We start from the raw sequence: 20,089 nt of genomic DNA on the forward strand, positions 1-20,089 counted from the left end.
GGCGCGGTGCAGTCGGTCGCGGAGTGCCACGGCCGTGAGGGAGTCGAAGCCCAGTTCCTTGAAGGCGGACTCGACGCTGATGGCCTCCCCTTCGGCGTGCCCGAGTACCGATGCGACGTGGGTGCCGACCAGGGTGCGCAGTGCCGTGGTCCGCCGTGCGGGTTCCAGGACGGCGATCTCGCGCAGCACGGCGGGAGTCTCGTCGCTTGACGCGCTCTCGACCGCGGCGTCCGTCAACTCGGCTCGTACGCCGGACAGTTCGGCGAGGAGGGCGCTGCCACGTACCGAGGTGAAGACTTCCGCGAACCGGCGCCAGTCGACATCGGCGACCGCGACGACCGTGTCGTCCTGGTCCAGCGCCTGCTGGAGTCCGCTGATCGCGGCGGCCGGCTCGATGACGGGAACTCCGCGGCGCCGCAGGTCGTCCTGGACGGACTCGGCGATCATGCCTCCGCCTGCCCAGGGACCCCAGGCCACGGACAGCACCGGCGCACCATCGGCACGGCGCCGTGCGGCCAGGGCGTCGAGGATCGCGTTGGAGGCACCGTAGGCGGCGTGGTCGGCGACGCCCCACGTGCCGGAGATCGAGGAGAAGTAGACGACGGCGTCGAGTTGGTCGGCGTCAAGCGCCTCGTCAAGGTGAGCGGCACCGAGGACCTTGCCGGAGAGGACGGTGGCGAGGTCGTCGACGTCGGTCTCCGTGATCGGGCCGAGGACGCTGACGCCGGCCGCGTGCACCACGGCACGCACTCGGTCACCGGCGTCGGCGAGACCGTCGACCAGGCTGGTGAGTGCCGCGCCATCTGCGGTGTCGCAGGCGGCGACGGTGATCCTGGTGCCCTGCCGGGTGAGTTCGTCGCGCAACGCGTCGAACTGCGGTCCGTCGCCGCGTCGGCCGGTGAGTACGACGTGTTCGGCTCCGCGCGTGGCCAGCCAGCGTGCGACATGGGCACCCAGGGCGCCGGTCCCGCCGGTGACGAGCACGGTGCCACGCGGGCGCCAGTCACGCGGTGCCGACCGACCGCCGGTGGCGGCGTGGACAAGCCGACGGCCATAGATCCTGCCGTCGCGGAGAGCGACCTGGTCTTCCGTGGTACCGGCCGTGACGGCGTCCAGCAGCGAGCCGAGAGCGTCCTGTGTCCCGGTCGCCGGGAGGTCGACGAGGCCGCCCCACCGCTTGGGGTGCTCAAGGGCCGCGGTCCTGCCGATCCCCCAGACACCGGCCTGCGCGGGTGCGCTCGGTGCGTCGTCGTCGCCTGCGGCCACGGCGCCCTCGGTCACACACCAGAGAGGCGCGTCGATTCCCCGGTCGCCGAGGGCCTGCAGCAGCATGAGGGTGCCGACGAGCCCGACCGGCACGGCCGGCTGGCGCGGATGCGGTCGCTCGTCGAGGGCCAGCAGCGACAGCACCCCGGCGAAGTCCTCGTCGACTCCGAGCAGGGTGCCGAGAGCTTCTCGGTCCAGGGACCCGCAGTCGGCGGCTACGACGACGGCACGAGCCCCGCGGGCCGTGAACTCCGCCAGCGTTTCGACGACGAGTCGATCGCCCTCCATCGGCGCGGGTACGACGATCAGCCACGTTCCCTCGACGGCACCGGAGGCAGCGACAGGCAGGGCCCGCCATTCCACGCGGTACCGCCAGCCGTCGACCACTCCGCGTTCACGGCGTGCGGTGCGCCAGGCGGCGAGGGCCGGCACCACACTCTCCAGCCCCGCCTCGACACCGAGCGTGTCCGCCAACCCCGCGAGATCACCCTCCTCAACCGTCCGCCAGAACCGCTCCTCCACCGGATCAGCAACCACCTGCGCCTTCGGCACCTCCAGCCAATAACGACTGCGCTGGAAGGCATACGTCGGCAACTCGACCCGAGTCGGCGACAGCCCGTCGAACACCGGCGACCAATCCACAGCGACACCGCGCGTCCAGGCCTCACCGAGGGAGAGGTAGAACCGCTCCAGACCACCTTCACCCCGACGCAGCGAGCCGACGACAGGGGCTTCCGCACCGGCCGCCTCGACCGTCTCCGCCACCGGCACGGTCAACACCGGATGCGGACTCATCTCCAGGAACGCACCATGCCCAGCCCCGACCAACGCGGCCACGGCAGGCTGAAGTTGCACGGTCTGGCGCAGGTTGCGATACCAGTAACCGGCATCCGTCTCCGCACCGCCGATCCACTCGCCCGTCACCGTAGAGAAGAACGGGACCGAGGGCTCCAGAGCCGTGACGGGAGCCAACACGTCCGCCAACTCGCCCTCGATCGCCTCGACATGAGCGGAGTGCGAGGCGTAGTCCACCTCGATCCGCCGCACCCGCACACCCACCTCCTCGGCATGCACGACGAGTTCATCCAAAGCATCGGCGTCACCAGAAACAACCGTCGACGTCGGACCGTTCACCGCGGCCACCGACACACGACCCGCCCAGCGATCCACCAACTCGGCAGTGCCTTCAGCACTCAAGGCCACGGACACCATGCCGCCACGACCAGCGAGTGCCACGATCGCCCGCGACCGCAACACCACAACCCGCGCACCATCACGCAAACTCAACGCACCCGCCACCACCGCAGCAGCAATCTCACCCTGCGAATGACCCACCACGGCGGCAGGCTTCACACCGAACGACTCCCACAAGGCAGCAAGCGACACCATCACCGCCCACAACACCGGCTGCACCACATCCACCCGGTCGAACCCCGGCGCACCCTCCACCCCGCGCACGACGTCCAGGAGAGACCAGTCCGCGAACTCACCCAACGCAGCAGCACACTCAGCGAACCGCGCAGCGAACACCGGCGAGGAATCCAGAAGCTCCACCGCCATCCCCACCCACTGCGCACCCTGCCCCGGAAACACAAACACCGGAGAAGAAGAAGCCGCCACCACCGCACCCGACGACACCGACTCACCCGCCACCACCACCGACCGGCACTCGAACACCGACCGCGACCGCCACAACGACCACGCCACGTCCGTCCTGTCCAGAGAGGGGGACTCGGCGGCGAACCGTGCGAGCCGGGACTCCTGTTCGGCGAGCGCGGCCGGGGTGCGGGCCGAGACGAGCCAAGGGAGGGAGATGTCAGTGCGAGGGGTTTCCGTGCTCGGCTCGGGGAGTTGAGGTGCGACCGTTTCGGGTGCGGCTTCGAGGATGACGTGGGCGTTGGTACCGCTGATACCGAACGACGACACCGCCGCCCGACGCGGCCGACCGTCCGCCTCCCACTCACGCGCCTGCGCCAGCAACTCCACCGCGCCCGCCGACCAATCGACCAGCGGAGAGGACGCATCGGTGTGCAAGGACCTCGGCATGAGGCCGGCCCGCATCGCCTGCACCATCTTGATGACTCCACCGACGCCGGCCGCCGCCTGGGCATGGCCGATGTTCGACTTGAGGGAGCCGATCCACAACGGCCGTTCCTCGTCGCGCCCTTGGCCGTAGGTGGCGAGAAGTGCCTGCGCCTCGATCGGGTCACCCAGCCGGGTCCCCGTACCGTGCGCCTCCACTACATCGACCTCGGCGGTCGACAGACCGGCATCAGCGAGCGCGGCTCGGATCACCCGCTGCTGCGAAGGACCGTTCGGCGCCGTCAGACCGTTCGACGCACCGTCCTGGTTGATCGCCGAACCCCGCACCACCGCCAACACCTGGTGTCCCCGCGCCACAGCGTCCGAAAGGCGCTCCAGCAACAACACCCCTACGCCTTCGGCCCAGTTGGTGCCGTCGGCGGCGGCGGCGAAGGGCTTGCAGCGGCCGTCGGCGGCCAGGCCGCGCTGACGGCTGAACTCGACGAACATGCCGGGACTGGACATGACGGTGGCGCCGGCGGCGACGGCGAGTGAGCACTCGCCGGAGCGCAGGGCGCGCACTGCCAGATGGAGTGCGACCAGAGACGAGGAACACGCCGTGTCGACCGTGACCGCCGGACCCTCCAGACCCAGCGCGTAGGCGATGCGCCCGGACGCGACACTGGTCGTCGTGCCGGTGAGGACGTGGCCCTCGACGGCTTCGCCGGCCTCGTGGAGGCGGGGGCCGTATTCGGGTGCGGTGGCTCCCACGAAGACGCCGGTGGGGGTGGCGTGGAGGGTGCGGGGGTCGAGCCCCGCACGTTCGACCGTCTCCCAGGTGGTCTCCAGGAGCAGCCGCTGCTGCGGGTCCATCGCGGTCGCCTCACGCGGCGAGATCCCGAAGAAGGAAGCGTCGAACTCCCCGGCGTCATGCAGGAATCCGCCCTCTCGGACATAGGTCGTGCCGGTGCTGTCGGGGTCGGTGTCGTAGAGGGCGTCGAGGTCCCATCCGCGGTCGGCGGGGAAGGCCGAGATGGCGTCGGTCTCGTCGTGGACCAGGCGCCAAAGGTCCTCGGGCGCACGGACTCCGCCCGGGAAGCGGCAGCCCATCGACACGATCGCGATCGGTTCGTCGGCGGCCGCACGAGGGGCGCCTGCGCTGTCGTCGGAGGGTGCGGAAGTCCCCATGCTCTCGGCGAGCCGCGCGGGAGTCGGGTACTCGTAGACGGCGGTCGCCGGGAGGGTTAGACCGGCGACGGTGTTGATCCGGTCGCGCAGTTCGACGGCGGTGACGGAGTCGATGCCGAGTTCTTTGAAGGTCCGTTGGGGGTCCACGAGGGTCTGACCCGCGTAGCCGAGGACGACCGCGGTGGACTCACGGACGAGGCGCAGCGCCGTGTCGCCGTCGAGTCCGGTGACCGGAGTGCCGGAGGGGACCGGGACGGTGTCGGTGGAGGGCTGTGCGGTGAGTGCGGGGGTGGCCACGGCGGCTTCGGGTGTGCCGGTGATCCAGTGGCGCCTGCGCTGGAAGGCGTAGGTCGGCAGGTCGATCCGCCGGGGGGCGAGGCCTTCGAAGACGGGGGTCCAGTCGACGTCGGCGCCCCGGGTCCACAAGGTGCCGAGGGAGGTCTGGAAGCGGGTGGCGCCGCCTTGGTCGCGGCGGAGGGTGCCGGTGACGACCGCCTGCGCCGGGCCTGCCGCGGCCTCGACGGTCTCCTGCACCGGGGCGATGAGGACGGGGTGCGGGCTGACCTCGATGAAGGCGCCGTGGCCTGCGCCGGCCAGAGCGCGTACGGAGGGCTCCAGGAGGACGGGGTTGCGGAGGTTGTCGTACCAGTAGCGGGCGTCGGTGAGCGGGCCGTCGATCCAGTCGCCGGTGACGGTGGAGAGGAAGGGGATCTCGGGGTGGCGCGGGGTGATGCCGGCGAGGAGGGCGAGCATCTCGTCGCGGACCGGTTCCACGTGCGGGGAGTGGGAGGCGTAGTCGATTCCTACGCGGCGAGCGCGGACGTTCTGTCGTTCGGCGGTGGCGAGGATGTCCGTGACGGTGTCGATGTCGGCGGAAACCACCGTGGACGAAGGGCCGTTGAGGGCGGCTACGACGACGCGGTCGCCCCACGACGCGACGAAGCGCCGGGCACTGTCCTCGGGGAGGGCGAGGGAGACCATGCCGCTGCGGCCTTCCAGCGGTACCAGGATCTTGCTGCGGAGTGCGACGACGAGGGCGGCGTCCTCCAGGCTGAGGGCCCCGGCGACGCAGGCGGCCGCTATCTCGCCCTGGGAGTGGCCGACCACGGCGGCGGGCCGGATGCCGTGTGACTGCCACAGGGCGGCCAGGGACACCATGACGGCCCACAGGACGGGCTGTACGACGTCGGAGCGGTCCAGCGGTGGGGCGTCGGTGTCGCCGCGCAGGACGGCGGCGAGATCCCAGTCGACGTGCGGGGCGAGCGCGGTGCCGCACTCGGCGAGCCGCTCGGCGAACACGGGTGAGGTGGTGAGGAGTTCCGCGGCCATGCCGGGCCACTGGCTTCCTTGGCCGGGGAAGACGAACACCGGTCGGTGGACGTCGCCCTCCAGCGGGCCGGCCGGGGCCGCCGTGGTGATGCCGCCGACCAGCTCCGCGGTGTCGCCGCCCACGGCGAGGGCCCGGTACGCCAGGGGCGTGCGCCCGGAGAGCAGGGACCAGGCGACGTCGACGGGGTCGGCGTCGGTGTCGTGGACATGTGCGGAGAGGCGGTCGGCCTGAGCGCGGAGTGCGTCGGGGGTGGCGGCGGACAGTGTCCAGGGCACGGTGGCGCGGTCGGTCCCTGGCTGTCGCGAGGCCTTCTCGACCGGGGGTGCCTCTTCGAGCACGAGGTGGGCGTTGGTGCCGCCCATGCCGAAGGAGGAGACTCCGGCGCGCAGCGGGGTGCCCGGTACGTCGGGCGTCCAGGCGGCGGTTTCGCGGTGGACGCGCAGGCCCAGGCCGTCGAGGTCGATGGCGGGGTTCGGCTCGTCGTGGTTGAGGGTGGGCACCAAGTGGCGGTGGGAGAGGCAGAGCACCGTCTTGAGCAGTCCGGCGATGCCTGCGGCGCCTTCGAGATGACCGATGTTGGTCTTCACCGAGCCGACGGCGAGCGGGGCGCGCCGGCCCTTGGCGGTGCCGAGGACCGCGCCGAGTGCGGCGGCCTCGACGGGGTCGCCGACGCGGGTCCCGGTGCCGTGCAGTTCGACGTAGCCGATGTCGCCGGGGTCGACGCCCGCGCGCAGGCAGGCCGTGCGCAGGACGGCCGCCTGCGCGTCGGCGTCCGGGGTGGTGATGCTGGTACCGGTGCCGTCGTTGTTGAGGGCGCCGCCGCGGATCACGGCGTGGATGTGGTCGCCGTCGACGATGGCTCGGGAGAGCAGCTTCAGGACGACGACGCCACCGCCCTCGCCGCGTACGTAGCCGTTGGCGCGTGCGTCGAAGGTATGGCAGGCGCCGTCCGGTGAGAGGGCGCCGAACTGGGCGGCGGCCAGGGAGCTTTGGGGGCTGAGGTTGAGGTGCACCCCGCCGGCGAGGGCCAGTTCGCAGTCGCCGCGCCGGAGGCTGTCGCATGCCAGCTGGACGGCCACCAAGGACGAGGACTGGGCGCTGTCGACGGTCATGCTGGTGCCGCCGGCACCGAGCGCGTAGGACAGCCGGTTGGCGATGAGGGACCTGTTGAGACCGGTGAGGGTGTGGTGTCCGGCCCCTTGCCCGGCGTCGCGGACCACGTCGGCGTAGTCGCAGACGTCGGCGCCGAGGTAGACGGCGGTGGAGCGGGGCGCGGCGGCGACGGGGATCCCGGCCTGTTCCAGGGCCTCCCAGCCCAGTTCGAGGGCGAGTCGGGCCTGCGGGTCCATGGCGTCGGCCTCGCGTGGCGAGATGCCGAAGAACGCGGCGTCGAAGTCGGCGGGTGCGGAGATGTACCCGCCGCGCAGGGGCGCGGTGCCGCCGTGCGGGGTGGGCCAGCCGTCGGCGGGGACGCCCGCGCGCCGGTCCGCGGGGAGGTCGGTGACAGCGCTGCGGCCCGCGGTGAGGAGCTCCCAGTAGGCGGCCGGATCGTCGGCGCCCGGGAACCGGCACGAGAGGCCGACCACGGCGACGGGCTCGTGGTCCGGAGCGGTGTTCCGGACGGCGTTGGGCACCGGCTCGTTCATCGATGGCACTCCAAATACCGGGGGCGGGAGGCTGGGGACGACTCACACATTCGCACGCGGACAGGGGCCGACCGGCGATCCGGGGAAACGCTCTAGGGGAATCTCTAGGCACGTCGGGGGCTTTGCGGGGGTAGTCACCAGGGGCGGTTCCGGCCGGTGCCGTGGGCCCGGTGGCGGGGCATAGCCAGTGCGGGGGCCGACCGCAAGGGGCGGCTTCTAGGCGAATGCTCGAATTCGAGCGGGCACGCTGTGGGGGCGGCAGTCGGCCGCACATCTTGCGGCGCTGGTATGCGCGGTGGCCCTCTCGGCCCGATCAGTCACGCGCACGGTCGCACTCCCGTATCGAGAGAAGGGCGGATCGATGAGCTCGACAATCGCGCCTGCGCCGTCGCATGACGACAGGGCCGGAACTCTGGCGGCACTGGCCGCCTCCGCCGCGACGGTCGACGGCGGTGTGCTGGACGACGTGGAACTCGCCTCATGGCTGGAGGAACAGCGTCGCTCGCAGCCGCAGCAGGTGGAGCGGGTGCCGTTCGCGGAGCTGAAGGGCTGGCGGTTCGACCAGCTCACCGGTGATCTGCGGCACGCCAGTGGCCGCTTCTTCTCCGTCCACGGGTTGCGGGTCAGTTCGGACTTCGGGCCGGTGAGCCAGTGGGAGCAGCCGATCATCAACCAGTCCGAGATCGGCATCCTGGGGATCGCCGTACGGGACTTCGACGGCATACCCCACCTGCTGATGCAGGCGAAGTCGGAGCCGGGCAACCTCAACGGGATGCAGCTGTCGCCCACCGTCCAGGCGACGAAGAGCAACTACCTTCAGGTGCACGGCGGTTCGGCCGTCAAGTACCTGGACTGTTTCCGCAGCCCCGAGCCGGGTGCGGTGATCGCCGACGTCCTGCAGTCGGAGCAGGGTTCGTGGTTCCTGCGCAAGCGGAACCGGAACATGATCGTGCGGGTCGGTGCCGAGGTGGAGGCAGGTGAGGACTTCGCCTGGCTGACGCTTCGCCAGGTGAACATGCTGCTTCGTCAGGACAACGTCGTGAACATGGACGCCCGCACGGTGCTGTCGTGCCTCCCGGACTGGCGCACGGACGCCATCGGGGTGGGCGGATCGCTGCACTCGGACGCCGAGGTCCGCAGCTGGATCACCCGGCGCCGGGCCGAACACGAGGTGAACGTGGTGCCGATCCCGCTCTCGGAGACCAAGGGCTGGCGTCGCGACGCACACACGGTCTCCCATGTGCGCGGACTCCACTTCAGCGTCGTCGCGGTGGACGTCGTGTCGGGTCGCCGCGAGGTGGCCGCGTGGTCCCAGCCGCTCATCGAGCCGCACGGCACGGGCCTCGCGGTCCTGTTCGTGCACCGGATCGACGGCGTGCCGCACGTGCTGCTCCGGGCGCGCGCCGAGGCCGGGTTCCTGTCGGTCGTCGAGCTGGGCCCGACGGTGCAGTGCACCACCGAGAACTACGCGCACCTGCCGTCCGAGTCGTGGCCGCCGTACCTGGAAGAGGCCCGGGCGCGGACCGGCACGGCCGTGTACGACGTGCTGCTGTCCGAGGAGGGCGGGCGGTTCCTCAACGCCGAGAGCCGCTATGTGATCATCGAGGTCGAGGACGAGATCCAGCCGGTCTCGGACGAGTTCCGGTGGATCTCCCTGAGCCAGATCGACGAACTCCTGCGCTACAGCCACCACGTGAACGTCCAGGCCCGGACGCTGATCACCGCTCTGAGGTCGCTGTGACGGCCCCGGCGGCGAGGCCGCTGCGCCTGGGGGCGATCGGTACCTCGTCCATCGCGTGGCGCCGGGTCCTGCCCACGGTGGTCGGTATGCCGGAGTGGGATCTGGTGGCCGTCGCCGGCCGTACGCCGAAGAAGGCGGCCCTCTTCGCGGAACAGTTCGGCTGCGCCGCCGAGGAGGAGCCCGAGGCACTGCTCGAACGTCCCGACGTGGACGCGGTGTACGTGTCGACGCCGACGGCCCTGCATCACGAGTGGGCGGAGCGGGCACTGCTCGCGGGCAAGCACGTGCTGGTGGAGAAGCCCATCGGGCTCGACGGCTCCGAAGCGCGTTCCCTGTGCGCACTGGCGGAGGCACGAGGCCTGGCGCTGCGCGAGGGCTTCATGTTCCTCCACCACCCCCAGCACACCCGTGTGCGTCAGCTGATGGACGAGGGCCGGCTGGGCGGGGTCGTCTCCTTTCAGTCCGCGTTCTGCATTCCGCCGCTGCCGGAGGACGACATCCGCTACGACGCCGGGCTGGGCGGCGGCGCGCTGCTCGATGTCGGCGTGTACCCGCTGCGGGCCGCGACCCTGCTCCTCGGGCCGGGACTAGAGGTGACCGGTGCCACGCTGCGCACCCGGGTCTCGGACGGTCTCGACCTCTCGGGGCAGGTGCTGCTGGCGTCGCCGTCGGGTGTCCTGGCCGAGCTGGCGTTCGGCTTCGAGCACGCCTACTCGTCGACGTACACCGTGTGGGGCGACCGGGCGCGGCTGACCGTGTCGCGGGCGTTCACCCCGCCGGCCACCCATCAGCCGCTCGTCGTCATCGAGGAGGAGGGCCGCCGGGAACCGCTCGACCTTTCCGCCTCCGACCAACTGATGCTCCTGCTGCGGGAGTTCGCCTCGGCGGCCCGCGCGGGCGGCGGGGACGTCCGACAGCACACGGACTCGATCGCCATGATGGACCTCGTGGACGCGGTCCGTGCGACGGCACGACGAATCCCGGTGGGCTGACCGCCCCACCGTTCCGACCAACCGAGCCGAACTCTAGGAATTTCACGATCATGATCCGGCTAATCTGAGGCCCATGATGGGCAGACAAGGCAAGGCGCAGATCAGAACATTCACGCAAACTGCGCGGCGAGCTCAGATAGTCGAGGCCGCTATCGAAACACTCGCCGAATCCGGCTACAGGAAGGCTTCGTTCAGCAGAATCTCGCAACAGGCCGAGCTCAGCAGTACGGGCATGATCTCGTATCACTTCTCGGGAAAGCCCGAGCTTTTCTCTGAAGTCGCCCGCACCATCCTCGACACAGCGCAGAAATTGACGACTTCGCGCATGAGTGACGAGCGGACACATCACGGCAAACTGAGCGCTTACATCACATCGGCCTTCGACTTCATCACCACCCACCCCGTCCACACCCGGGCACTCATCGAGATCGTGACCATGATCCGTGACCGGCAGATCAGCGGCCTGGACTCCGTCGAACGCAGCATCACGTCGGTGGACCAACTGACCGATCTGCTCCAACAGGGCCGAGACGCCGGAGAGTTCGGCATCACGGACTCCTTGACCACGGCGCTGGCCATTCGCGGCGCCATCGACGAGATCCTCAGGCATCATCTGTCCCGGACGACGATGGACCTGAACCGATGCGCCCGCGAACTGACAACCATGGTCGACCGCTGCGTCAAGTCCGTCTGACCCCAAGACCGGCAGGATGCATCAAGGTCACCCTCAGGAGCACTTCTCATGGCCTCCCCCACACCTCGCTCTGAGTCAACGGCACCCTCGTCAGCTCACGACGGGACGACACCCCCCACCCGGTCCAAGAGCTCCTCCTCGCGCTGGAGCTTCGCGATCACCGTCGTCTGCGACATCGTGCTGCCCGTCGGTCTCTATTACGTACTGCGCGCCGCCGGAGCGGCAGAGATAACCGCCCTGCTGGTCAGCGGATCAGCGCCGGCGCTGCACACGGTCCATTCGGCGATACGCCACCGGAAGCTGGACGCGATCGGAGCCTTCACCATCGCGCTGCTGATGGTGAGCGTGGTGGCCTCGCTGGTGACCGCGGACCCGCGCATCGCTCTGGCCCGCAACAGCCTGTTCACCGCGTTGGCCGGAGTCTGGCTGCTGGTCACCCTGTTCGTCGGCCGTCCCTTCACCTACCAGGCCCTGCGCACCCTGCTGGCCGACCGGTCGGCGAAACTGGACCAGTTGTGGGAGTCCGACGCCGCGTTCCGTCGGGTGTGGCGAGCCCTGACAGTACTGTGGGGTGTCGGTCTGCTGTGTGACGCGCTGATCCGGCTCATCATGGCCTACACACTGCCCATCGACACGGTGCCCGCACTGGACGCCGTTCTGTACGCGGTGTCGTGGATCCTCCTCCAGATCATCACGCAGATCATCCTGTTCCGCACCCACACCCTGGCCAAGATCTTCGCCGACCGTAACCCGGGGCGCCTGGCCTTCGGAGCGGCACCTGAGGAGAGCGAAACACACGACTGACCTCGTGCACGACGCTCACGCACGTAGCCGCCGCGGCACCGCGACGAACATCGCCGACCGCCTTGAGGCCGACGCGCCGATACCCCTGGTCTCGCGTGTCGGCCCTGCTCAGGGAGCGTTCCGGCCGATCACACGGCCCGGTCGGATCTAGGGAATGACCTAACCGGACCCCGCACATACTGGCCTCGTAGGTGGGGGCAAGGGATCTCCCTGCCGTCCGCTGTGCCCGGCAGCCCGGTCCATCAGAGTCGGGCATCCCCGTTGCCAAGGCGATGGAAGGTTCCGATGTCGTGACTGAGAAGCCCCCTGTGGAGAGTTGTCTCGCCGTCACGCGCGCGGGAGCGGTCGGCGTGCCCGTCGACCCGGAATCCTCCGACGCCGAACTCACCCACCACCTGCTCGACAGCGGCGCCCGGACGGTGATCACCGGCGCGACCCAGCTGCCCCAGGTGGAGCGGACGCTCCGGGGCGGCACGCTCGACTGCGGTCCGATCGTTGTCGGCGCCACCGAATCCGTACCCGGTGTCGACGACGTCGAGCAGCTCGCGGTCACCCCGCCGCTCACCCCCGCCCGGGACGACCTCGGCCTCGACGAGACGGCCTGGGCCCTCTGCACCTCGGGCACCACCGGGCGCCTCGATGGACCGGTCAACTCGGAACTACGGCAGGGGCATCGAACACGTCGGCGGTACCGACGTGTTCCTCACGCTGGAGCATCTGATCGCCACCCATGAGGCGGCGCCCGGCGACTATGTGCTGCCGATGTCCCCAAGGGCCGGGATGGATGTCCACGGCCTGCGTCGTCACGATTCTCGATCTGCCTGCCTGGGCGGTGTGACGCGCGCACACCAGGACGTGCCCGGGTTCGGCAACGTCATCGAAAGGCATCGCACCTGCCGGGAAGCCATCCATCACCGCGGACCGACGTGTTCGGCTCCAGGGGCTTCCCCGGCCGGTCAGATCACGTCGGCCTCCCCGCACGAGGCCGTCCGGTCACATCACTGTCATCGCTCGAAGGGAACCTGATCATGCCGCGCCCCCTGCGGGTAGCCATCGTCGGAGCCGGCCCCGCCGGGATCTACGCCGCCGACGCCCTGCTCAAGTCCGAGGTCGCCACCGAACCCGGCGTCTCCATCGACCTCTTCGAGCGCATGCCCGCGCCCTTCGGCCTGATCCGCTACGGCGTCGCCCCCGACCACCCCCGCATCAAGGGCATCATCACCGCCCTCCACCAGGTCCTGGACAAACCACAGATCCGCCTCTTCGGCAACGTCGACTACCCCACCGACATCAGCCTCGACGACCTCCACAGCTTCTACGACGCCGTCATCTTCTCCACCGGCGCCACCGCCGACCGCGAAATGTCCATACCCGGCACCGACCTCAACGGCTCCTACGGCGCAGCCGACTTCGTCTCCTGGTACGACGGCCACCCCGACGTCCCCCGCACCTGGCCCCTGGAGGCGGAGAAGGTCGCCGTCCTGGGCGTCGGCAACGTAGCGCTCGACGTGGCCCGCATCCTCGCCAAGACCGGCGACGAACTCCTCCCGACCGAGATCCCGCCGAACGTCCACGCGGGCCTGAGGGCCAACAAGGCCCTGGAGGTGCACGTGTTCGGGCGGCGTGGCCCGGCGCAGGCGAAGTTCTCCCCGATGGAGCTGCGCGAGCTGGACCACTCGCCGAACATCGAGGTCATCGTCGACCCCGAGGACATCGACTACGACGAGGGCTCGATCACCACCCGGCGCGGCAACAAGCAGGCCGACATGGTGGCCAAGACCCTGGAGAACTGGGCGATCCGCGACGTCGGCGACCGCCCGCACAAGCTGTTCCTGCACTTCTTCGAGTCCCCCTCCGAAATCCTCGGCCAGGACGGCACAGTCACCGGCCTGCGCACCGAACGCACCGCCCTGGACGGCACCGGCAACGTCAAGGGCACCGGCGAGTTCAAGGACTGGGACGTCACCGCGGTCTACCGCGCCGTCGGCTACCTCTCCGACAAGCTCCCCAAACTGCCCTGGGACATCGACTCGGGCACCGTCCCCGACGAAGGCGGCCGGGTCATCCAGGAGACCGGCGAGCACCTCCAGTCGACGTACGTCACCGGCTGGATCCGCCGCGGCCCCGTCGGCCTCATCGGACACACCAAAGGCGACGCCAACGAAACCGTCACCAACCTCCTCGACGACCACACCAACGGCCGCCTGCACACACCCACTTCACCCCAACCCGAATCCGTCAACGCCTTCCTCACCGAACGGAACGTCCGCTTCACCACCTGGGACGGCTGGTACAAACTCGACGCCGCCGAGAAGGCACTGGGCGAACCGCAGGGCCGCGAGCGCGTGAAGATCGTCGAGCGCGAGAACATGCTCGGAGCCAGCGGCGCGTAGACGGCAGGGCACCAACGCTCCGGAGCCTGACCTCCTGTGCGAACAAGGCCTGTTCGCACAGGGCTTGTTCGCACGGTGCTTGTTCGCCATGCCCAGTGAAATTGATCTGTTCTCTGCTTCGGGCCGGACGGCCCCCGCGTGAGGAAGTTGACGTACGCGATGACAATGCCCGGCCAAGTGCTGGCCCTCGCCGGGGAATTCCCCGGGGCCACCTTCGAGAAATGGCGTGAGCTGTCCGCCGCCACCGTCGCGGCGGACCTCGCCGGCGACGATCCGGAGACCGCCCTCTCCACCTGGACCGAGGACGGTCTGCGGCTCAAACCCCTTTACACCGAGGCCGATCTCCAGGGCCTCGCGCCCCGGGGGCGCCCCGGACAGTGGCCCTTCGTGCGGGGCGCCGACGCGCCGGACGTCAGTACCGGGTGGGAGGTTCGGCAGCGGCTCACGGTAACCGGCCCCGGGTCGCTCGCGGAGTCGTCGGTCCGTGCCGAACTGGCGGGCGGCGTCGACACCTTGTGGCTGCCGACCGACGACGACTGGCTGCGTTCCGGCGGCCTGTCCCAGGTCCTCGCCGCCGTCGACCTCGCTCGGGTGGGGCTGGTGCTGGACGACACGCCCGCGAGCGATGCGCTGGCACACACGCTGCTGGCCAAGGTGCGGGAGCGCGGCATCGACCCGGCCGCAGTCACCGGCAGCCTCGGCGTCGATCCTCTCGGCCGGCAGGCCCGAACCGGAGTGCAGGCCGAACTCGGCGAGCTGGTCCCGCTGTTCGTGCTCGCCCAGGAACTGCCCGCGATGGAGGTCGTCACCGTCGACGGCACCGTCTACCACCGGGCCGGCGCCTCTCCGGCGGAGGAACTCGGGCTCGCGACGGCCACCGCGGTCGCCTACCTCAGAACGCTCACGGACGCGGGCGTGCCGATCGAGGACTTCTTCGCACGCGTCGAGTTCCGGCTTGCGGTGACGGCCGACCAGTTCGGGTCACTCGCGAAGCTGCGCGCGGCCCGCCTGGTGTGGTCCCGTGTCGCGGACCTGTGCGGTGTCCCGGAGGCCGGCGCGCAGCGTCAGCACGCGGTGACCTCGCACGCCATGCTCACCCGCCACGACGCCCGCACCAACATGTTGCGGGCGACCGTGGCGTGCGTCGCGGCCGTGACCGGCGGCGCCCGGGCGATCACGGTCCTGCCCTTCGACGCGGCCGGTGCCGAACCCGGCGCCCTCGGACAGCGGGTGGCCCGTGCGACGCACGCCGTCCTGCGCCATGAGGCCCACCTGGGGCGGGTGTCCGATCCCGCGGGGGGATCGCCGTACGTGGAAAGCCTCACCGACCGGCTGGCTGAGGCTGCCTGGGAGCACTTCACCGCCGTCGAGAAGGCGGGCGGGATGCAACACCACCTGGCCAGTGGGCAGGCGTTCAAGGATCTGGCCGAGAGGACCCGCGAGCGGCGTCGGGCCATCGCGCTGGGAGAGCGCCCCCTCACGGGCATCTCCTCCTACGCCGTGCTCGACGAGCCCCTCCCTCCGCACGGCGCTGCCGCGCCGCTGCCGCCGGGCGCCCTGCCCGATGTGAGGTACGCCGAGGAGTTCGAGGCGCTGCGCGACCGCAGCGACGCCCATGTCCACCGGACCGGTGCACGTCCGAGTGTCCTTCTCGTCGCTCCGGGCACGCTGGCCCGCAACAGCCGTGTCCTGGACCGCGCCCGGAACCTGTTCGCCTCGGGCGGTGTGGCCACCGACCAGGCTGTCGGCGATCCCGACGAGCTGGCATCGGTGCTGCGCGAGCGCGCGCCCCGGGCGGTGTGCGTCTGCGCCGGTGACGCCGAGGGACTGAGCGCGCTGGTCACCGCGGCACGGGAGACCGGTGCCTCGGTCGTGTACGCCCTCGCGGCAGCGTTCCCGTCCGAGGAGCGGGAGCGGACAGCGTCTGCGGGCGTCACCGCGTTCCTGCCGTCCGACGGGGACATGCCCGCGCTGCTGGCGCGGGTTCTCGACGATCTGGAGGTGCGATGACGTCCCTGCCCGACTTCTCGACCGCGTCCCTGCGCGGTCACCGCGTCCCGCCCACCCCTCAGGGTGCGGCGAGCGAGTGGTGGACGACTGCCGAGGGTCTTGAGGTCCCTCCTCTCCTCGAACCGGCCGACCTCGACGGTGTCGGCTTCCTCGACACCCTGCCGGGCTTCGCGCCGTACGTCCGCGGGCCGTATCCGACGATGTACAGCACACGGCCCTGGACCATTCGCCAGTACGCGGGCTTCTCCACGGCCGAGGAGTCGAACGCCTTCTACCGGCGCAACCTGGCCCTGGGGCAGAAGGGTCTGTCGGTCGCCTTCGACCTGCCCACCCACCGGGGCTACGACAGTGACAACCCCCGGGTCGTCGGCGACGTCGGCATGGCGGGCGTCGCGATCGACTCGATCTACGACATGCGGCAGCTCTTCGAAGGCATCCCGCTGGACCGCATGAGCGTCTCGATGACCATGAACGGAGCGGTGCTCCCGATCCTGGCGTTGTACATCGCGGCGGCGGAGGAACAGGGCGTCAAGCAGGAGCAGCTCACGGGGACCGTGCAGAACGACATCCTCAAGGAGTTCATGGTCCGCAACACGTACATCTATCCGCCCGAACCGTCGATGCGGATCGTGAGCGACATCCTCGCCCACACCAGCGCACGCATGCCCCGCTACAACTCCATCTCGATCTCCGGCTATCACATCCAGGAGGCCGGAGCGACCAGCGATCTCGAACTCGCGTACACACTCGCCGACGGCGTGGAGTACGTACGGGCCGGGCTCGCCGCCGGTCTGGACATCGACCGCTTCGCGCCCCGGCTGTCGTTCTTCTGGGCCGTCGGCATGAACTACTTCACCGAGATCGCCAAGCTCCGCGCGGGCCGCCTGCTGTGGGCACGGCTGATGAGGAACTTCGGGCCGCGCGACAGCCGCTCCCTGGCACTGCGCGCTCATTCGCAGACCTCGGGCTGGTCGCTGACCGCCAAGGACGTGTCCAACAACGTGGTGCGCACCTGCGTGGAAGCCATGGCGGCCGCCCAGGGTCAGACCCAGTCGCTGCACACCAACGCCTTCGACGAGGCGCTCGCCCTGCCGACGGACTCCTCCGCCCGGATCGCCCGCAACACCCAGCTCCTGCTCCAGGCGGAGTCCGGCACGACCAAGGTCATCGATCCGTGGGGCGGCTCCTACTACGTGGAGAAGCTCACCCACGATCTCGCCGCCCTCGCGTGGCAGCACATCCAGGAGGTCGAGGTCCTGGGCGGGATGACCAAGGCCATCGCCGCGGGACTGCCCAAGCTGCGCATCGAGGAGGCCGCCGCGCGCACCCAGGCCAGGATCGACGCCGGTCTCCAGCCTGTCATCGGCGTCAACCTGCACCCCTCGGGCGAGGCGGAGGACGTCGACGTCCTGCGGATCGACAACGCCAAGGTCCGCGAGCAGCAGCTGGCCAAACTACGGCGACTGCGCGAGGAGCGGGACCCGGAGGCGCTGCGGGCCAGACTGGACGCGCTGACCCACGCCGCGGCCACCGGCGACGGCAACCTGCTGGCCCTCGCCGTCGACGCGGCGCACGCCAGAGGAACCGTGGGCGAGATCAGCGGCGCCCTGGAGAAGGTCTACGGCCGCCATGCCGCGACCGTGCGCATCGCGACCGGTGTGTACGGCGCGGAGACCGATCAGCAGGACGCCACCGTGCGAGTGCGCCTGGCCACGGACGCCTTCGCGGAGGAGCACGGCCGTCGGCCGAGGATCCTGGTCGCCAAGATGGGCCAGGACGGCCACGACCGCGGACAGAAGGTGGTGGCGACGGGCTTCGCCGATCTCGGCTTCGATGTGGACGTCGGCCCGCTCTTCTCCACACCCGAGGAGGTGGCCCGGCAGGCGATCGAGGCCGATGTCCACATCGTCGGCATCAGTTCCTTGGCGGCCGGCCACCGCACCCTGGTTCCGCCGCTGCGCCGGGCACTGGACGAGGAGGGTGCCCCGCACGTCCTGCTGGTGGTGGGCGGTGTCATCCCGCCCCAGGACGTGGAGGAACTGCACTCGGCGGGGGTCGCGGCGATCTTCTCGTCCGGCACTCCGATCAGCGAGTCGGCACTGAACGTGCTCGAACTGCTCGACCGGCGAGGGTGACCGGGGCGACAAGTGGAGGGCGGGCGGGAAGCTGCTTTCCGGCCGCCTCCAGCCACGGTGTGTTCACACCCTGATGACGCTCAGCCGTTCCAGGGCGGGAATCACGGCGCTCAGATCTTCGCCGTCGACGGACGTCGTGGCGAGTGAGCGCACACCGCACGACGCGTTGAAGGCCACGCCCAGGCCGACGGCGTCGAAGAGCGGGCCGTCGGTCGGGCAGGCGCCCACCGCGGCGCAGTTCATGGGTTCGAACCCGAGATCGTCGGCCCGTTCCAGGACGAAGTCGGCATGGTTCACGGGCGCTGACGAACCGTCCGTCCTGCCGGTGAACCGGCCGTTCGCCGACTCCAGGAAGCGGCCCGAGTACGAGTGGAAACCGAATCGCTCGGCCAGGTGCGCGCCCATCGGCGCCCAGGCGAGCCCGGAGATGACGGGTACCAGGCCGTTGCCCCAGCACCATCGGGTCGTCTCCGCGACGCCGGGGAACACGGGCAGACGTCCGAGCTGGGTGTGCAGGGCCGACTCGAGAATGCCCGTCCAGCGGGCCGCGTCGGTCTCACCTGTCCCGTGCACGCCGGAGGTCCCACTCAGTCCGAGGCGTTCCTCGACCAAGTGGGACAGGCTGCTCCCCCGGACCAGGATGCAGTCGAGGGAGAAGAACACGGCAGCGGTGTGAGTCAACATGAGTCCTGTTCGAGTATGCCATCGGGTGTTACCTCTCAGCAGCCCAATAGCACTGACTTCTACCCCGCCTTGAGGGGAGGATGCTCTAGGGATCTCCTGGTGGCTTCGCGGCAAGCATGGGGACAGCCGTCCACCGACGGTCCGTCGCCGTCTCACCGTCTTGTCGCATGGGAGCATCGTGTCCGCGAACCAGTTGTCCCTCACCATCGTCCTGTCACTGGTCCTCGTGGGCTCGGCGTTGGCCAAACTGAAGCGACGCGAGGCCGTGGTCGGTTCACTGCGCCGGGCGGACGTGCCGGACTCCTGGCTGCCCCGCCTCGCGCTGCTGGAATGCGCGGGAGCGGTGGGGCTGCTCAGCGGGCTGGCCTACCCGCCCTTGGGGATCGCCGCAGGTGTGGGGGTGTTCCTGTTCTTCTGCGGAGCTGTGGTGTTCCACCTGCGCGCCCACGACCGCAAAGGACTCATCGCGCCGGCCTCGCTCACCCTGCTGACGCTGCTGGTGACGCTCTCGACCGTCCAGAACCTCTGACACCGGCCCGCCCGCGGCGGCCACCCCTCACGAACAGGACATTCCGTGCTGCTGGCTCCCCTGCCCGAAACATCCTTCACAGGCCGTCTCCGTGGTGAGATACGCCCCGACCGCCCGTTGCTCGTGGTGGCCGCGGAAGCGGAGGCGGCCCGCTTCGACGACACCTTTCCCCTGTTGATCACGGGAATGGGCAAGGTGCGCGCCGCGATGGAGCTGACGTTGGCGCTGTCGTCGGCCCGTCCACGGGAGGTCGTCAATGTCGGCACCGCAGGGGCGCTGAAGGATTCACCGAATGCTGTCGTGGAGGTGGCCCGAGTCATCCAGCACGACCTGCCCGACGATGTGCTCCACCAGCTCAGCGGCGCCTACTACGGCAGTCCGCTGACCGTGCGTCCCGGGCCGGGCCTCACGCTGGCCACCGGTGACTCCTTCATCGCCGACAGCCGCACGCGCACGCTGCTGGCCGAGCGGGCCGACCTCGTCGACATGGAGGGCTACGCGATCGCCTCCGTGGCCCAGCGGTTCGGGATCCCGGTCCGGATCGTGAAGTACGTCAGCGACCAGGCCGACGAGTCCGCCGCTACGGCCTGGCCCGAAGCCGCCGCGACGGCTTCGGGCGTGCTGGCCGACTGGATCGGCCGCCACCTGGTCTGAG

12 protein-coding genes (1 of these 12 running past the window's edge) are annotated in these 20,089 nt (G+C 70.1%); 10 read left to right on the forward strand and 2 right to left on the reverse strand.

Translation table 11 applies throughout. From position 1 onward, the window contains the following. On the reverse strand, nt 1-7,452 hold the 5' portion of the coding sequence (locus ACIPTO_RS15760; RefSeq protein WP_401192168.1) for a type I polyketide synthase. The gene continues 4,938 nt to the left of window position 1, outside the view; 7,452 of the gene's 12,390 nt are visible here — the first part of the coding sequence; it begins with the start codon at nt 7,450-7,452; its stop codon lies beyond the left edge, outside the window. Between the two features lie 361 nt (nt 7,453-7,813). Between ACIPTO_RS15760 and ACIPTO_RS15765 the strand changes: the two genes are divergently transcribed. The 8 genes from ACIPTO_RS15765 (at nt 7,814) to scpA (ending at nt 18,221) form a co-directional block, all read left to right on the forward strand. Continuing rightward, nucleotides 7,814-9,193, forward strand: a complete 1,380-nt coding sequence (locus ACIPTO_RS15765) for an NDP-hexose 2,3-dehydratase family protein (RefSeq protein WP_401192171.1) — start codon at nt 7,814-7,816, stop codon at nt 9,191-9,193. Further along, nucleotides 9,190-10,185, forward strand: a complete 996-nt coding sequence (locus ACIPTO_RS15770) for a Gfo/Idh/MocA family protein (RefSeq protein ID WP_401192173.1) — start codon at nt 9,190-9,192, stop codon at nt 10,183-10,185. The genes ACIPTO_RS15765 and ACIPTO_RS15770 overlap by 4 nt, the downstream gene beginning before the upstream one ends. A gap of 73 nt (nt 10,186-10,258) precedes the next feature. Then, nucleotides 10,259-10,879: a TetR/AcrR family transcriptional regulator gene (locus ACIPTO_RS15775; protein WP_401192176.1), complete on the forward strand. Its 621-nt coding sequence runs from the start codon at nt 10,259-10,261 to the stop codon at nt 10,877-10,879. A 48-nt stretch (nt 10,880-10,927) separates the two neighbouring features. Next, complete coding sequence (locus tag ACIPTO_RS15780) at nt 10,928-11,683, forward strand: VC0807 family protein (RefSeq protein WP_366325708.1); 756 nt, start codon at nt 10,928-10,930, stop codon at nt 11,681-11,683. A 290-nt stretch (nt 11,684-11,973) separates the two neighbouring features. Beyond that, nucleotides 11,974-12,417 carry an AMP-binding protein gene (locus ACIPTO_RS15785; protein ID WP_401192179.1) on the forward strand — a complete coding sequence of 148 codons (444 nt, stop codon included), beginning with the start codon at nt 11,974-11,976 and terminating at the stop codon, nt 12,415-12,417. Nucleotides 12,418-12,711: 294 nt separating this feature from the next. Then, nucleotides 12,712-14,076, forward strand: coding sequence for an FAD-dependent oxidoreductase (locus ACIPTO_RS15790; protein WP_401192181.1), 1,365 nt, complete (start codon nt 12,712-12,714; stop codon nt 14,074-14,076). 138 nt (nt 14,077-14,214) lie between these two features. After that, entirely contained in the window at nt 14,215-16,086 is a 1,872-nt protein-coding gene (locus tag ACIPTO_RS15795) for a methylmalonyl-CoA mutase family protein (protein WP_401192184.1), read from the forward strand. Continuing rightward, on the forward strand, nt 16,083-18,221 hold the full coding sequence (gene scpA / locus ACIPTO_RS15800; protein WP_401192187.1) for a methylmalonyl-CoA mutase: 2,139 nt from the start codon (nt 16,083-16,085) through the stop codon (nt 18,219-18,221). Before ACIPTO_RS15795 ends, scpA begins: the two co-directional genes overlap by 4 nt. Nucleotides 18,222-18,284: 63 nt before the next feature. Here the strand turns inward: scpA and ACIPTO_RS15805 are convergent, their stop codons facing one another. After that, on the reverse strand, nt 18,285-18,905 hold the full coding sequence (locus ACIPTO_RS15805; RefSeq protein ID WP_366325718.1) for a haloacid dehalogenase: 621 nt from the start codon (nt 18,903-18,905) through the stop codon (nt 18,285-18,287). Nucleotides 18,906-19,083: 178 nt separating this feature from the next. On the opposite strand from ACIPTO_RS15805, the gene ACIPTO_RS15810 reads away from it, so the two are divergent. Both ACIPTO_RS15810 and ACIPTO_RS15815 read left to right on the forward strand, forming a co-directional pair. Beyond that, nucleotides 19,084-19,434: a DoxX family protein gene (locus ACIPTO_RS15810; RefSeq protein WP_401192190.1), complete on the forward strand. Its 351-nt coding sequence runs from the start codon at nt 19,084-19,086 to the stop codon at nt 19,432-19,434. Between the two features lie 45 nt (nt 19,435-19,479). Then, the gene (locus ACIPTO_RS15815) at nt 19,480-20,088 is read left to right on the forward strand and encodes a nucleosidase (protein WP_401192192.1); all 609 of its coding nucleotides are present in this window, start codon (nt 19,480-19,482) and stop codon (nt 20,086-20,088) included. Nucleotide 20,089: the final 1 nt, after the last annotated feature.

It is taken from the genome of Streptomyces sp. NPDC090083 (assembly GCF_044747445.1).
Lineage (GTDB): Bacteria > Actinomycetota > Actinomycetes > Streptomycetales > Streptomycetaceae > Streptomyces.